The organism is Micromonospora sp. DT62, assembly GCF_049847285.1.
Taxonomy (GTDB): Bacteria; Actinomycetota; Actinomycetes; order Mycobacteriales; family Micromonosporaceae; genus Micromonospora; species Micromonospora reichwaldensis.
In genome coordinates this window covers 74575-89889 of the sequence record NZ_JBNCOB010000008.1, presented here as the reverse complement: position 1 = coordinate 89889, position 15315 = coordinate 74575, and the positions used below count along the sequence as shown (strand labels likewise).

Here is a 15315-nt window from a genome sequence, read left to right as displayed (position 1 = left end):
TGATACCAGCCAAGGAGACCCATGCGAACTCGTGTTTTGACCAAGGTGCTGGCAGTCGGCGTCATCTCGGCGCTCGCCGCCGGCTGCGGAGGCGGTGAGCCTCCGTCCAAGAACAGCGGCAGCAGCTCCAACGACGGCCTGAGCGGCAACGTCCGCCTCCAGGACGAGTCGCAGCCAGCAGGCAGCCCGAAGTCCGGCGGTCGGCTCCGGGTCATGATCCGGCTGGACGCGAACGAACTCGACCCGCACCGCATGTCGGAGACCTCGGCCTTCGTCATCAACGAGCAGATCTACGAGTCGCTGGTGCAGTCGTACCGGGGCGAGATCAAGCCGGCCATCGCGGAGTCCTGGGAGCAGAGCACCGACGGCCTGTCGGTGACGTTCAAGCTGCGCGACAACGCCGTCTTCCACAGCGGGCGCAAGGTCACCGCGGCGGACGTGAAGTACTCGATCGAACGGATCAAGAACCCGGCGACGCGGGCGCCACGCGCCCGTAGCTACGAGGGCATCACCTCGGTCACGGCGCTCGACGAACGTACCGTCGAGATGAAGCTGGCCAAGCCGAACGCCGCGATCCTGACCCTGCTCTCCACCGCCGCCTCATCGATCGTGGACCGCACGGTGGCCGAGGCGGGCGGCCTCAACGGCAGCGTCGACGGCGGCAGCGGCCCCTTCAAGATGGCCTCGCGGGTCACCGGCCAGGCCATCAAGCTCGACAAGCACGCCCAGTACTGGGAGCCGGGCGTGCCCTACCTCGACGGGATGGACTTCACGTTCAACCCGGACGACAACGCCCGCGCCGCGGCGGTTCGCAGTGGCACCGTCGACTTCCTCTGGCGTCCCGCGCCCGAGTTCATCGACGCGCTCAAGCGCGACGAGAAGCTCAAGTGGTACGGCGGCTCCGGGTCGCTCTCGCTGCACCTGCGGCTCAACACCTCCAAGGCCCCGTACGACAACGTCAAGGTCCGGCAGGCCATCTTCCTCGCGCTCGACCGGCAGGAGATCCTCAACGTGGCCAACTCCGGTTTCGGGACCGCGCTCAACGCCGGATACCTGCCGCCGGACCGGTTCGGCGCGGTGCAGGAGCCGATCTACGGCAAGGCCGACGTCGAGAAGGCCAAGGCGCTGCTGACCGAGGCCGGGTACCCGAACGGCTTCGAGGCCAAGCTCATGGTCATCGCCACGTCGGCGTTCCAGGTGCGCTCCGCCGAGGTGGAGCAGCAACAGCTCGCCAAGATCGGTATCAAGGTGACCATCGAGTCGGTCGAGTCGACCATCGCCGACACGAAGACGAAGTCCGCCGACTTCGACATGTACCAGTCCGGCTTCGGTCTGACCTACGACCCGGACGAGCGGTTCACCGCCAGTTTCCTCTCCGGCGGCGGCCTGAACTACGGCAACTGGACCGACCAGGAGTACGAGAACCTCGTCGTGCAGGCCCGCTCGGAGATGGACAAGGACAAGCGCGCCGCGCTCTACCAGCAGGCCGAGAAGATCCTGGCCGAACGCGGGCCGGTGGCCATGACCTTCCTGAACGCGGACTTCGACGTGGTGCAGAAGGACGTCATGGGATACCAGGGCGACCCGACACCGACGTACCGCTTCTACCGGCACATCTGGGCGCGACGGCGTACCCGGGGGGGGGCCCGCGGCCCCCGGGCGCCCCCGCCACCCCCGCAGGACGACGAAAGGCAGGCCAATGACGGCCGTACCGCTGACCGACCGCTACGTCATCGCCGCCCGACTCAAGGGCTACCTCAACAAGCACGGCGAGTCGGTGGCGCTGCTGACCGAGGCACTCGAGCTGGAGCCGGGCAGCGCACGCCTGCTGCGCTTCCGTGGGCACCGGCGCATCTCGATCGGCGACTACGCCGGCGCCATCGCCGACCTGCGCGCCGCGGCCGACCAACTGCCCGGCGTCGAGGACGAGTACGAGATGTACCAGCCCGAGGTGGAGAAGGACGTCGTCAGCCTGATCCTCGGCAGGCCCGAGCAGGTACGCCCGCAGCACCTCACCGACACCATGGCCGCCCAGGACCCGCAGGCCCTCGGCCGGTACAACACCACGCTGCACGCCGGCATCTGGTACCACCTCGGGGTCGCCCAGTACCTCAGCGGCGACTTCGAGGGCTGCCTGCCCAGCTTCCGCGCGGCCGAGGAGTCCTCGCGGCACCAGGAGGGCACCGTGGCGTCGCAGGACTGGCAGTACATGGCGCTGCGCCGGCTCGGCCGGACGGCCGAGGCCGAGGAGGTGCTCGACCGGTTCCGCGCGATCACCCTGGTCCAGGAGGACCACCTGGTCGGGTACGAGGGCCGGATGCAGCTCTACACCGGCGACATCACCCCGGAGCAGCTGTGGGCGATGTGCGACGGCAACGACCTGAAGACCGTCACCCAGGGTTACGGTCTGGGCAACTGGCACTACCACCAGGGTGACCTCGACAAGGCCCGTGAGGTCTTCGACGGGGTGCTGCGGACCGGTGTCACGCACGCCTTCGCCTACCTCGCGGTCAAGGCCGAGTACACCAACAATCCCGACTTCGCCGCGGCGGCGACGACAAAGGAGAACTGACGATGGCAATCATCCGTGCCGAGATCGGCAAGCGCGACCAGGAGACCAAGAACGCGATCATCGCCGAGCTGACCGACGTGCTGGTCAAGTACGGCTCCCCGCGGGAGAACACCCACGTCCTGCTCTACGAGGTCTCGTACGACAACTGGGCCAAGGGCGGCCTGACCTACAACGAGCGGAAGAAGCAGGCGCAGGAGTCGTCATGACCGTCGCCACCGGGGGACCTCACGTCCTCATCACGCCGAACCTGGCCGAGCTGCTGCCGCAGCTGCGCGAGCGCTATCCACAGTGCCGGTTCACGTCGGTGCCGGAGGACGAGCCGGTCCGTGCGGAGTACCTCGACGCCGAGGTGATCCTGCGCAGCGCGATGAACGAGGACACCTTCGACGAGCTGCTGAGCAAGTGCGACGGCCTGCGCTGGGTCCAGATCACCGCCGCCGGCTTCGACTGGGTCGGCGGCGACATCATGCGCCGCCGCCTCGACGAGGGGCTGGTCTACACCCGCTCCGGGAACTCCTACAACGTGCCGATCGCCGAGTACGTCATCGGTGCGGTGCTGCTGCACCAGCGGGCGTTTCCCGAGCTGCGCGAGGCCCAGGAGCGCCGGGAGTGGGTGCGCATCGTCGGCCGGGACCTCATCGGCAGCACCATGCTGGTCTTCGGCACCGGCGGGATCGGGCGCGAGGTGGCCTGGCGCGCCCGGTCCCTGGGCGTCACCGTGGTCGGGGTCAACCGTGCGGGTACGCCCGCCGAGGGCTTCGACCGGGTGGTGTCGTTCGCCGACCACCTCGCGCTGCTGCCCGAGGCCGACTCCGTGGTGCTGGCCATGCCGCTGACCAGGGAGAATCAGCACTTCTTCGACGCCGGGCGCTTCGCGGCGATGAAGGAGAGCGGCATCCTGGTCAACGTCGGGCGCGGTGCGCTGATCGTCGAGGACGCCCTCGTCGACGCCATGCGGCAGGGCCGCATCGGCGGTGCTGTGCTCGACGTGTTCGAGGAGGAGCCGCTGCCCCCGGAGCACCGGTTGTGGGGGCTGCCCCGCACGACGCTCACCCCGCACACGTCGTTTCGGGGGTCGGGCAACCTGCAACGGCTCTACGCGGACTTCTGCGCCAACTTCGACCTGTACCTGGCCGGTGAGCCGTTGACCGGCACGAAGCGTCAGCCCGAGCTGGGGTACTGACCGGCCCGCGTCGTGAGGCGGCGGAGCACCTGAAGGGTGCTCCGCCGCCTGCACGTCGTGCCCGGCCCGCTGCCGCCCTGCCTCCGGGCGGACGTCGCTCCCGATGGCGTGGACGACTCAGCTCGACAGGGCGGACAAGCAGTACGCGTCCCGCCGACGCGCCGGCGGCCCACCCGGTCGATCGGTCGGCCGCCGGCGTCGTGCGGGCCTGCCGGGGATCACCCGAGCAGCGAACGGGCGGCTGCCAGCACGTCGTCCTCGCCCAGCAGCACCTGGTCGGCGGCCGGGCCCAGGGGGACGTAGCTGTCGACGCTGTTGACGCGCGAGATCCGGCCGGTGAAGCCGCGGTCGACCAACGCGGCCACCACCGCCTCGGAGACGCCGCCACTGGTGCGGCTCTCGTCGACGACGAGCACCCGCGAGATTCCGGCGAGCGCGGCGCGCAGGCTCACGGCGGGCAGCGGCGACAGCCACTGCAGGTCGACGACCCGGGTGCTGACCTGTTGTTCCCGGGCCAGCGTCGCGGCCACCCGCAGGCTCATCGGAACGCCGTTGCCGAAGGTGACCATCGCCAGGTCCGTGCCCTCGCACACCGTCCGCACCTGGCCGAGCGGGTTCTCCGTCGCCGCCCAGTCGGCCGGCTCCGGGTAGCCGGCGAGCCAGCCGCCGTCGCCGTCGGTGTGCAGGTCACGCCGATGGTAGAGCGCGATCGGCTCCAGGAAGACACACACCCGCCCCTCCTGCTCGGCCAGGGCGAGACACTGGCGCAGCAGAGCGGGGGCGGTGGCCGGGTGCGCGGCGACCGCGAAGGCCAGGCCGGGGATGTCCCGCAGCACCGCCACCGAGTTGTCGTTGTGGAAGTGCCCGCCGAACCCCTTCTGGTAGGCCAGGCCGGCGATCCGCACCACCATGCCGTTGGAGTACTGCCCGGCGGAGAAGAAACGCAGCGACGCGGCCTCACCGCGCAACTGGTCCTCCGCGTTGTGCAGGTAGGCCAAATACTGGATCTCCGGGATCGGCAGCGTGCCGGCCAGGGCCCCGCCGAGCGCCACCCCGAGGATGGTCTGTTCGTCGAGCAGGGTGTCGAAGACCCGGCTGGCCCCGAAGACCTTCCGCAGCCCCCGGGTCACGCCGTAGACGCCACCCTTGCGCGCCACGTCCTCGCCGAAGACCTGGGCCTGCGGCCAGGTCAGCAGCGCGTCGTGCAGGGCGGCGTTGATCGACTGGGCCAGGGTGAGCGGGCCGCGGGACTCGGGGGGTCTGCCGTCGAACGCCCTCTCCCGCCCGGCACCGGCGCGGCGCGCGGCGGCGCCGACCCGGTCCACCCGCCGGGCGGTCAACGGTGCGGTCACCGCCGCCGGGTCGTCCAGTCGCGCGACCCGGCCCAGCATCAGCTCAGCCTGCTCCATCACCTGCTTGCGGGAATGCTCGTAGCGCTCGAGGGTCTCGGCCGGGCTGAGTATCCCGCGCCGCGCGAGCAGGGCCGCGGTCGCCAGGATCGGATCGCGGGCATGGTCAGCGAGGATCTCCGCGCGGGTGCGGTAGGCCAGCTCGGCGTCGGAACCGGCGTGACCCATGAACCGTACGGTGCCCAGGTGCAGCACGGCGGGCCGGCGCCGGGTACGCACCTGGTGCGCCAGGTCGGCCGCAGTGGCCAGCAGGCCGGCGGGATCGGTGCCGTCGGCGTACGCGTAGTCGATGCCGGGCAGGGCCGACAGCATCCGCCGCACCCAGCCGCGCGGGGAGCGGGTGCTGATGCCGATGCCGTTGTCCTCGCAGACGAACAGCAGCGGCACCGGGATGCCCTGGTGGGCGCTGTAGCCCACCGCGTTGAGGGCGCCGGCCGCCGTGGAGTGGTTGGCCGAGGCGTCGCCGAAGCTGCACACCACCACGGCGTCGGCCGGGTATCCGGTGTCGGTGACGCCCCGGTCGAGCGCGAACGCCAGGCCCATGGCCCGCGGCAGGTGGGAGGCGATCGTCGACGTCTGCGGGATGATGTTGAGCTCCCGGTGGCCGAAGACCTTGTGCCGGCCACCGGAGATCGGGTCCTGCCGGGACGCCGCCGCCGAGTGCAGCACGTCCGCGATCGGCGTGGAGCCGGCGACCTGACCGGCCCGCGCGGCGTAGAAGCCGCCGGAACGGTAGTGCAGCAGGGCCGGATCGGTCGGGCGCAGCGCCAGCGCGACGGCGGCGTTGCTCTCGTGCCCGCTGGAGCCGATCGTGTAGAACCCCTCCCGCTGGGCCTGCAACCAGCGCAGCGCGAGGTCGAGGTGCCGGCTCTGGATCTGGGCGTCCAGGTAGTCCAGCAGCAGGCCGGGTTCCACGTGGACGTCCAGGCCGGTCTGCGCGGGCAACGGCTGACCCGCGGACCACTCGGTGAGGCGGCGGATCAGGTGCTCGTCGATGGATTCCACGCGGTTGTGCTCCTTGCGGGTCAGCGACTGGAGCGGCCCCGCAGCCGCGGGTCCAGAACGTCGCGAAGGGTGTCGCCCAGGAGGTTGAAGCCGAGAACGGCGATCATGATGCAGACCCCGGGTACGACCGACGGCCAGATCGACATCTCCATGAACGACTTGCCGTTGGAGAGCATCGAGCCCCAGGACGGTTGGGGCGGCTGCACACCGAGCCCGAGGTAGCCCAGGGACGCCTCGATCAGGATCGCGTAGGCGATGCTCGTGGTGAACTGCACCGCGATCGGGGCGACCGAGTTGGGCAGGATGTACTTGAGGATGAGCCGGGTGTTGCTCAGCCCGACCGCCTGGCCCGACTCCACGTACGGCTCCCGGCGCACCGACATCGCGGTGCCGCGCACGATCCGGGCGAAGCTGGGGATGAAGACGATGACCAGGGCCAGGACGAGGTTCTCCGTGCCCGGCCCGCGGGCGGCCACGACCGCGAGGGCCAGCAGCAGAGTGGGGAAGGAGAACATGATGTCGGTCGCCGGGGTGATGATCGCGTCGAGTACGCCCCGGTAGAAGCCCGCGAGCAGCCCCAGCAGGACGCCGATGGCACCGGCGCAGGTCACCACGATCAGGCTCACCGTCAGCGAGGTACGCGCGCCGTAGAGCGCCCGGCTGAGCAGGTCGCGGCCGGCCTCGTCGGCGCCGAGCGGGAAGTCGCCGCCGGGCGGGGCGAGCCGCTGGTCGGACATCGCGGTCGGGTCGTACGGGGAGATCAGCGGGGCCAACGCGGCGGCCGCGATCATCAGCACCACGATGACCAGTCCGACCAGGCCGACCTTGTCACGCGTCAGCAACCTCAGCAGCTGTCCGCCACGGCGCCCGACAGACCTCCGGGAGGCGCCCTCCTGCTGGCTGCCGCGACGTTGGCGGCGGCCGGGAACGACTTCAGTGACCACTGCGCAACCTCGGATCCAGGTAGGTGTAGAGCAGGTCGACGAGGAGGTTGACCACGACGTAGAAGAAGGCCAGGAAGAGCAGGGTCCCCTGGACGACGGGGTAGTCACGCTGGCTGATCCCGCGGATGACCATCGTGCCGAGCCCCGGCCAGGCGAAGACCTGTTCCACGATGACCGTGCCGCCCAGCAACGCCCCGGCCTGGATGCCCAGCACGGTCACCACCGGGATCAGCGAGTTGCGCAGGGCGTGCCGGACCATGACCCCACGTTCGCCCAGCCCCTTCGCGCGGGCGGTGCGGACGTAGTCCTGGTTGAGCACCTCCAGCATGCTGGACCGGGTCATCCGCATGCTGATCGCCGCGAGGCTGGCGCCGAGGGTGACCGAGGGGAGGACGAGGTACTTCAGGCTGCCCAGGAAGCCCTCGCCCTCCCCGGCGCCCTGTGACGGCAGCCAGCCCAGCGAGACCGAGAAGATGTACACCAGCAGGATGCCGAGCCAGAAGTTCGGCAGCGACAGCCCGATCAGCGACGCGACCCGGGTGCTGGCGTCGAGCAGGCCGTTGCGCTTGGTGGCGCTGAGCACACCGAGCGGGATCGAGATGAGGATCGAGACCAGCAGCGCCGAGACGGCCAGCAACAGCGTGGACGGGAAGCGCTGCATGATCTCTTCGAGCACCGGCTGACCGGTGCGCATCGAGGTGCCGAGGTCGCCCTGCAGGAGGGCGCCCAACCACCTCACGAACTGTTCGTACACGGGCATGTCCAGCCCGAAGTAGCGGCGCATCTCCGCCTCGATCGCGGGGTCGCCGAAGTCCTGCCCCATGATCGAGCTGATCACGTCGCCAGGGATCATGCGGATCACCAGGAACGAGATCACCGAGATCCCGAGCAGGACCGGAATAACCGATACAAGGCGGATCAGCGTGATGCGCAGCATGTCTTGCCTCTTTCGGTCTGGTCAGACTGAACCGGGCGCGCCAGGATCCGAGCTCGCGTCCCAGGCGGACTCCTCGTCGCCGGTGACAGCGATGTCGCGGGCCCACTCGTGCGCACGCTTGGCGACCCGCAGCACCATCACCGAGCGGCTCTCCATCACCCCGTCGAGGTGGCCCAGCCGCTCCGTCCAGAACCGGCGCATGGCGTTGCTGGAGGCGAAGTAGCCGACGGCGATGACGTCGAACTGCCCGGTCACGTGGTAGACGTACGCGATCTCGGGCATGCCCGCGAGCTTGTCGATGAGCTGTTCGGTGCTGCCCGGCGCACTCTGGATCTCGAAGAGTGTGTGCACCGGACGCCCCATGAACGCGGCGCTGGGAATCGCGGCGAACTGCAACTGCCCGTCCGCGATCAACCTTTCCATCCGTCGTCGGACCGACCCTTCCGACAGGCCGACCTTGGCGGCCAGCGCCACGTTCGTCTGTCGCGGGTCCTGGACGAGTTCCCGGATGATGCTGCGATCTTTTTCGATCGAGCTCTTGGAAGCCAACGTTGCTCCATCTTCACTTGGTGGCGGTATTCGTCGCTGCCGGGAGCCTAGACGACGAACATCGTCTGTGCAACACTCCTGGTTGACGAATGGCGACGTTCAAGCGTCCAGACTGCGGGGTGGGTTCGATGGCCTTGTTGGAGGTGCGGGACCTGCGTACCGAATTCCGTGCGGCACGGGGTTCGGTGACGGCGGTCGACGGGGTCTCGTTCACCGTCGACGCCGGCGAGACGGTGGCACTGGTGGGCGAGTCCGGCTGCGGAAAGTCGGCCACCGCGCAGTCCATCATGGGCCTGATCGTGCCGCCGGCCGGTCAGGTGACCGGCGGACAGGTGCTCTTCGAAGGAAGGGACCTGGTGCGCCTGCGCCCTCGCGAACTGCGGGCCGTCCGCGGCAAGGGCATTTCGATGATCTTCCAGGACCCGATGACCTCGCTGAACCCGGTGCTGACCGTCGGGAAGCAGCTCACCGAGACCCTGGAGCTACACCTTGGACTCGGCCGCAGGGCCGCGCGGGCGCGCGCCGTCGAACTGCTGGAGATGGTGCGCATCCCGGCCGCGGAGACCCGGCTGAGCTCCTATCCGCACCAACTCTCCGGCGGCATGCGGCAACGTGTGATGATCGCGATGGCCCTCTCCTGCCAACCCCGGCTGATCCTCGCCGACGAGATCACCACCGCACTCGACGTGACCATCCAGGCGCAGATCCTGGAGCTGTTGCGGGAACTGGCCCGGGAGACCCGGACCGCCGTCCTGCTCATCACCCACGACCTCGGGGTGGTGGCCGGCATGGCGGAACGGGTCAACGTGATGTACGCCGGGCAGATCGTGGAGCGGGCCGAGACGGTCGACCTGTTCCACCGTCCGCAGATGCCCTACACCTGGGGGCTGCTGGGGTCGGTGCCCCGGCTGGACCTCGTCCGGGGCGGCAAGCTGCGCCCGATCGCAGGGCGCCCGCCGGAGCTGTCGGAGATGCCCCCCGGCTGCCGGTTCGCGCCCCGCTGCGCGCACGTCCGGGAGACGTGCCAGGGCGGCGCACCCGACCTCATCACGACGTGGGAGAAGCCGGACCGGGGCCAGCTGACCCGCTGCTGGGGCATGCGACCGGAAAGCGAGGGCGGCTGGCTCTCCACTCAGGACCGGCACCCCTATCTCTCGACAGAGGAGAGCTGATGACCGAATCCCCTGTCGCCGCTTCCGAGCACGCCCTGCTGCGGGTGCGCGACCTGGCGGTCGACTTCAAGGTGCCCGCACGTGGGAAGCTGCGTCCGGCCCGCCTGCGAGCCGTGTCCGGGGTGGACCTCGACGTCCGGCGGGGCGAGATCATCGGAGTGGTGGGTGAGTCCGGCTGCGGCAAGTCCACCACCGGGCGGGCCATCCTCCAGCTCCTCAAGCCCACCAGTGGAACGGTGACCTTCGACGGCACCGAGCTGACCACCCTGAGCCGGGGCCGGATGCGGGCGATGCGCCGACGGATGCAGATGATCTTCCAGGACCCGTACGCCTCGCTGAACCCGCGCATGACCATCGGCGAACTCATCGAGGAGCCGTTGCTCGTGCACGCCGACCTGTCCCCCGCCGGGCGGCGGGCGAAGGCGGTGGACACCATGCAACTGGTCGGGCTCAGCGAGCAGTGGCACGACCGCTATCCGCACGAGTTCTCCGGCGGCCAGCGGCAACGGGTGGGCATCGCGCGGGCTCTGGTCAGCAACCCGGACTTCATCGTCGCCGACGAGCCGGTCTCCGCGCTCGACGTCTCGGTTCAGGCCCAGATCGTCAACCTGCTCGAACAACTGCAGGAGGAGCTGGGCCTGACGATGATGTTCATCGCCCACGACCTCGCCGTCGTGCGGCACCTCTGCGACCGCATCGCCGTGATGTACCTCGGCACCGTCGTCGAGGTGGGCGAGTGCGAGGACATGTACCGTCGGCCCCAGCATCCCTACACCAAGGCACTGTTGTCGGCGGTGCCGATCCCCGATCCGCTGGTCGAGACCGAGCGCCAGCGCGTGATCCTCACCGGAGACGTGCCGAGCCCGCTCAGCCCGCCCAGCGGATGCCGCTTCCGCACCCGGTGCTGGAAGGCGCAGGAGATCTGCGCGACGCAGGAGCCGGCGCTCACGACGGCAGCCGGCAGCGGCCACCAGGTCGCCTGCCACTTCCCGGAGGAGCCCGGCCCGATGGACCGGCCCCTCGCCGCTGCGGCTGGTGGCCGATGAGCGTGCCCGTGCATCTCAATCTCGTCGACGGCGACTGGGTCGACGGGGAACGCCGGCCGAACGGCAACCCCGCCCGCCCCGGCGAGGTCGTCAGCGAGTACGCCGTGGCCGACCGGGACACCGCCCGCGCGGCGATCGAGGCCGCCCGCCGTGCGCAGCCCGGCTGGGCCAGCCAACCCGTCGGGTCCCGGATGGCCGTCCTGGACGACATCGGCACCACCATCCTGCGCCGCACCGAGGAACTCGCGGTCCTGCTCTCGCGGGAGGAGGGCAAGCTGCTCAGCGAGGCGCGCGGGGAGGTCGTCCGCGCCGGCCAGACCTTCCGTTACTACGCCCACCAGCTGCTGCAACCGCAGGGCGAGGTCTACTCCTCCACCCGCCCGGGCGTCCACGCCGAGGTCCGGCGCCGACCGCTGGGCGTGGTCGGGATCATCACCCCCTGGAACTACCCCCTCGCCATCCCGGCCTGGAAGGTCGCGCCCGCGCTCGCCTACGGCAACGCGGTCGTGCTCAAGCCCGCCGAACTGGTCACCGCCTCCGCCGGGGAACTCGCCCGGATCATCGCCGGCTCCGCGCTGCCGCCCGGCGTGTTCAACCTCGTCATGGGCGCCGGGCGGGTCGTCGGCGAGGAGCTGCTGACCGCGACCGGGATCGACGGCGTGTCCTTCACCGGAGGCACCGGCACCGGCGGCCACGTGGCACGGCAGTGCCTCACGCACGGCAACAAGCGGTTCCAGCTGGAGATGGGTGGCAAGAACCCCCTCGTGGTGCTCGACGACGCCGATCTGGAGGTCGCGGTGCGCTGCGCCCTGGACGGCAGCTTCTTCAGCACCGGTCAGCGCTGCACGGCGTCGAGCCGGCTGATCGTGCAGACGGGCATCCACGACCGGTTCGTCGACGCGCTGGCCGCAGCGGCCGGCGCGCTACGGGTCGGCGACCCACTCGACCCCCGCAGCGAGCTGGGCCCGGTGGTGAGCCCCGAACAACTCGCCCAGAACCTCGACTACGTCCGGATCGGGCGCGACGAGGGCGCACGGGTGGTGGCCGGCGGGACGCACCTCCCGGACGAGGGCCAGTTCATGCGGCCCACCCTCTTCGCCGGCGCGCGCAACAACATGCGGTTGGCCCGGGAGGAGATCTTCGGCCCGGTCTCCTGCGTGATCGAGGTCGACGACCTCGACGAGGCGATCAGCGTCGCCGGCGACACCGACTACGGGCTCTCCGCCGGCATCGTGACCACGTCGTTGTCTGCGGCCGAACGGTTCAAACGCGACGCCCGCGCCGGCATCGTGTCGGTCAACCTCCCCACCGCCGGCACCGAACTGCACCTGCCCTTCGGCGGCACCGGCGCCTCCAACCACGGCCCCCGGGAGCAGGGCGGCTACGCGCGTGACTTCTACTCCGTACCGGTGACCTGCTACACCGGCTGGTGAGGACGCCATGACACCCAGGATCCTGCTCACCGAGCCGATCGCCGCGCCCGGCATGGCGCTGCTGCGGGCAGCGGGCGAGGTGCATGTCGCCCACGCCACCGACCCGGCGACACTCGCTGCCGGGCCACTGACCACCGCCGACGCCCTGGTGGTGCGCTCCTCACCGGTGACGGCCGGCATGCTCGAAGCGGGGCACCGGCTCCGGGTCGTCGGCCGCCACGGCGCCGGGCTGGACGGCATCGACCTCGCCGCCGCCGACCGCCTGGGCATCCCGGTGGTCAGCACGCCGGGCGCCAACGCCGACTCGGTCGCCGAGTTCGTCATCCTGGCCGCCCTCACCCTCGCCCGGCAGGTGCCGGCGGCCGCCGCGTCGTTGACCCGGGGCGCCTTCCCCGCTGGCCGGTCGCTGCCGTCCGCCGTCGTCGCGGCCGGGCTCACCGGGACCATGCTGGCCGGCCGCACCCTGGGCCTGGTCGGGCTCGGCGCCATCGGCCGGGGCGTCGGGGCCCGCGCCCAGGGACTGGGCATGAACGTGATCGGGTACGACGTCACGACGGCCACCCCGCCCCCGGGGGTACGTCTCGTCGCGCTGGACGACCTGCTGCGCGAGGCCGACGTGGTGAGCCTGCACGTGCCCCAGACCCCGCAGACGACCGGTCTCGTCAACGCCGCCGCGCTCGCCCGGATGCGCCCGGACGCCCTGCTGGTCAACACCGCGCGGGCCGGGGTCGTGGACAGCGGGGCCGTACTCGCCGCGCTCGACGCCGGACGGCTGCGGGGCTACGCGGTGGACGTCTTCGCGCCCGAGCCGCCCCGCCCCGACGATCCGCTACTGCATCATCCGAGGGTCTTCGCCACCCCGCACATGGCGGCGATGACCCACGACGCGCTGGACGCGATGGCCGTCGCCGTCGCGCGTAGCGTGATCGCGCACCTGTAAACCCCGGGAGGAAACGAACCGTGACCCTGTCCACCCCCGCGACCGCGCTCGCGTACTTCGGCGTCGACACCCTGATCGACGACGACACCCGGGACCTCCAGGCCGCCGTACGCGGCTTCGTCGACCGACGGATCCGCCCGGAGGTCGCCACCTGGTACGAGCAGGGCCGCCTGCCCGTGCGGGAACTGGCCCGCGAACTCGGCGAACTCGGCGTGCTCGGCATGCACCTGAGCGGCTACGGCTGCGCCGGCACCTCCGCCGTCGCGTACGGGCTGGCCTGCTTCGAGCTGGAGGCGGGCGACTCGGGGCTGCGCTCCCTGGTGTCGGTGCAGGGATCGCTCGCCATGTACGCCATCTGGCGCTTCGGCTCCGAGGAGCAGAAGCAGCAGTGGCTGCCCCGGATGGCCGCCGGCGAGGCGATCGGCTGCTTCGGCCTGACCGAACCGGACTTCGGCTCCGACCCGGCCGGCATGCGCACCAGGGCCCGCCGCGACGGGGACGACTGGGTGCTCAACGGCACCAAGATGTGGATCACCAACGGCTCCGTCGCGGACGTCGCCGTGGTGTGGGCCCGCACCGACGATGGCGTACGCGGCTTCCTCGTCCCCGCCGGCACCCCCGGCTTCACCGCCCCGGAGATCACCCGCAAGCTCTCCCTGCGCGCCTCGGTCACCTCGGAACTCGTCCTCGACGACGTGCGGCTGCCCGCCGACGCGATGCTGCCGGAGGCCGCCGGCCTGTCCGGGCCGCTGACATGTCTCAACGAGGCCCGCTTCGGCATCGTCTTCGGGGCGCTGGGCGCGGCCCACGACTGCCTGGAGACGACGATCGCGTACGCCCGCAGCCGGCAGATCTTCGACAAGCCGCTCGCCGCGTACCAGGCCACCCAGCTCAAGCTCGCCGACATGGGGCTGGAGCTGGGCAAGGGAATGCTGCTGGCGTTGCAGATCGGCGCGCTGAAGGACGCCGGCACGCTCGACCACCGGCAGATCAGCCTGGGCAAGCTCAACAGCGTGCGGGAGTCCATCGCCATCGCCCGTGAGTGCCGCGCGATCCTCGGCGCGGCCGGGATCACCCTCGACTACCCGGTCATCCGGCACTCGGCCAACCTCGAATCGGTGCTCACCTACGAGGGCACGTCCGAGGTGCATCAGCTGATCATCGGGCAGGTGCTGACCGGTCACGCCGCCTTCAAGTGAGCGCGACGCCGGGTCGGGAGCGCTGGCCGGGTCGGGAGCGCTAGCCGCCCACGGGCTCGGCCGAGGAGCGGGCCACCGGCAGGTCGAAGTACGTGTCCGGCCAGGGTTCGTCGCGGTAGCGGTAGTGCCACCACTCGCGGTCGTAGTTGACGAAGCCGCCGTCGGTCATCAGCTGCCGCAGCAGCCGCCGGTTGTCCCGCGGCTGGCCGGTGACCTGCGGCGAGTCGGTGTGCGCGAGCGGGTCGAAGCAGTCGAAGCCGGTGCCCATGTCGACGCCGTTGTCCGGGAACCGCTGCCCCTTCGGGGCGGTGCAGGAGACCAGGGGCTGGCCCGGGGCGTACGGGGGCTGGGTGGGGGTCGGCACGTCGACCAGGGTCAGGTCCAGCGTGCTACCCCGGCTGTGGGCGGTGGGGGCGCCGACGTAGCCCTCGTCGAACAGCTCGGACTTCGCCACCCGGGGATAGAACTCCGCCTTCATCCGCTGCTCGCCGGGCTGCCCGGCCCACTCGACGAAGTCGTCGGCGGCCCGTTGGGGCCGGTAGCAGTCGTACACCTTCAGGCTGCGGGCCCGGGCGAGGGCGGCGTCCTGCACCCGGCGCAGCGCCTCGGCGGCCGGCCGGGTGAGCAGGCAGAGCGGTTCGGGGTAGCCGGCGACCGGTCGCCCGACGAAGTTGTGCGCGCCCGCGTACCGGATGTCGGTCCGGATGCGCGGGTCGACGTCGGTGAGGACGACGAGGCCCGGCCCGGGCGACATCGCGGCGGGTGCGGACGCCGGGGACGACGGTGGCGGCGCAGCCGGTGGTGACGGCGCGGGGCGGGTACAGCCGGGCGCGAGCGCCACGATCAGGACGGCCACGGCCACCGCCCGCCGGCGGGCGGTCGCGGCGCGCGGGGCTCGCCGGTGGATCCGGACTGGCCTGGCCACA

The 15315-nt window shown here is 70.9% G+C and carries 13 protein-coding genes and 1 pseudogene; 9 read left to right on the top strand and 5 right to left on the bottom strand.

Features of this window, described 5'->3' with window-relative positions:
* Positions 1 to 21: 21 nt before the first annotated feature.
* The 4 genes and pseudogenes from ACPXCB_RS14470 to ACPXCB_RS14455 form a co-directional block, all read left to right on the top strand.
* Positions 22 to 1326, top strand: a pseudogene (locus ACPXCB_RS14470) (ABC transporter substrate-binding protein); the annotation flags it as partial.
* A 373-nt stretch (positions 1327 to 1699) separates the two neighbouring features.
* Positions 1700 to 2572 carry a tetratricopeptide repeat protein gene (locus ACPXCB_RS14465; RefSeq protein WP_425875632.1) on the top strand — a complete coding sequence of 291 codons (873 nt, stop codon included), beginning with the start codon at positions 1700 to 1702 and terminating at the stop codon, positions 2570 to 2572.
* Positions 2573 to 2574: 2 nt separating this feature from the next.
* The gene (locus ACPXCB_RS14460) at positions 2575 to 2778 is read left to right on the top strand and encodes a tautomerase family protein (RefSeq protein WP_089000078.1); all 204 of its coding nucleotides are present in this window, start codon (positions 2575 to 2577) and stop codon (positions 2776 to 2778) included.
* A complete protein-coding gene (locus ACPXCB_RS14455) occupies positions 2775 to 3755 on the top strand; it encodes a D-2-hydroxyacid dehydrogenase (RefSeq protein ID WP_425875631.1) in 981 nt (326 codons plus the stop codon). Before ACPXCB_RS14460 ends, ACPXCB_RS14455 begins: the two co-directional genes overlap by 4 nt.
* A 218-nt stretch (positions 3756 to 3973) precedes the next feature.
* Here ACPXCB_RS14455 and ACPXCB_RS14450 read toward each other — a convergent pair whose 3' ends face one another.
* From ACPXCB_RS14450 to ACPXCB_RS14435, 4 genes are all read right to left on the bottom strand, one after another.
* Complete coding sequence (locus tag ACPXCB_RS14450; RefSeq protein ID WP_425875852.1) at positions 3974 to 6109, bottom strand: thiamine pyrophosphate-dependent enzyme; 2136 nt, start codon at positions 6107 to 6109, stop codon at positions 3974 to 3976.
* 80 nt (positions 6110 to 6189) lie between these two features.
* Positions 6190 to 7011: an ABC transporter permease gene (locus tag ACPXCB_RS14445; RefSeq protein ID WP_425875630.1), complete on the bottom strand. Its 822-nt coding sequence runs from the start codon at positions 7009 to 7011 to the stop codon at positions 6190 to 6192.
* A 91-nt stretch (positions 7012 to 7102) separates the two neighbouring features.
* Positions 7103 to 8050 carry a nickel ABC transporter permease gene (gene nikB / locus ACPXCB_RS14440; protein ID WP_425875629.1) on the bottom strand — a complete coding sequence of 316 codons (948 nt, stop codon included), beginning with the start codon at positions 8048 to 8050 and terminating at the stop codon, positions 7103 to 7105.
* A gap of 21 nt (positions 8051 to 8071) precedes the next feature.
* Positions 8072 to 8599, bottom strand: coding sequence for an Lrp/AsnC family transcriptional regulator (locus tag ACPXCB_RS14435; RefSeq protein WP_425875628.1), 528 nt, complete (start codon positions 8597 to 8599; stop codon positions 8072 to 8074).
* Between the two features lie 128 nt (positions 8600 to 8727).
* On the opposite strand from ACPXCB_RS14435, the gene ACPXCB_RS14430 reads away from it, so the two are divergent.
* From ACPXCB_RS14430 to ACPXCB_RS14410, 5 genes are all read left to right on the top strand, one after another.
* A complete protein-coding gene (locus ACPXCB_RS14430) occupies positions 8728 to 9771 on the top strand; it encodes an ABC transporter ATP-binding protein (RefSeq protein WP_425875627.1) in 1044 nt (347 codons plus the stop codon).
* Positions 9771 to 10817: an ABC transporter ATP-binding protein gene (locus ACPXCB_RS14425; RefSeq protein WP_425875626.1), complete on the top strand. Its 1047-nt coding sequence runs from the start codon at positions 9771 to 9773 to the stop codon at positions 10815 to 10817. The genes ACPXCB_RS14430 and ACPXCB_RS14425 overlap by 1 nt, the downstream gene beginning before the upstream one ends.
* An 8-nt stretch (positions 10818 to 10825) precedes the next feature.
* Positions 10826 to 12250 (top strand): aldehyde dehydrogenase family protein, encoded by a 1425-nt coding sequence (locus tag ACPXCB_RS14420; RefSeq protein ID WP_425875624.1) that lies wholly within the window; start codon positions 10826 to 10828, stop codon positions 12248 to 12250.
* A 7-nt stretch (positions 12251 to 12257) separates the two neighbouring features.
* The gene (locus tag ACPXCB_RS14415) at positions 12258 to 13190 is read left to right on the top strand and encodes a hydroxyacid dehydrogenase (protein ID WP_425875622.1); all 933 of its coding nucleotides are present in this window, start codon (positions 12258 to 12260) and stop codon (positions 13188 to 13190) included.
* 71 nt (positions 13191 to 13261) lie between these two features.
* Positions 13262 to 14389 carry an acyl-CoA dehydrogenase family protein gene (locus ACPXCB_RS14410; RefSeq protein ID WP_425875850.1) on the top strand — a complete coding sequence of 376 codons (1128 nt, stop codon included), beginning with the start codon at positions 13262 to 13264 and terminating at the stop codon, positions 14387 to 14389.
* A gap of 40 nt (positions 14390 to 14429) precedes the next feature.
* Here ACPXCB_RS14410 and ACPXCB_RS14405 read toward each other — a convergent pair whose 3' ends face one another.
* Complete coding sequence (locus ACPXCB_RS14405; protein WP_425875620.1) at positions 14430 to 15314, bottom strand: M15 family metallopeptidase; 885 nt, start codon at positions 15312 to 15314, stop codon at positions 14430 to 14432.
* Between the last annotated feature and the right edge of the window lies 1 nt (position 15315).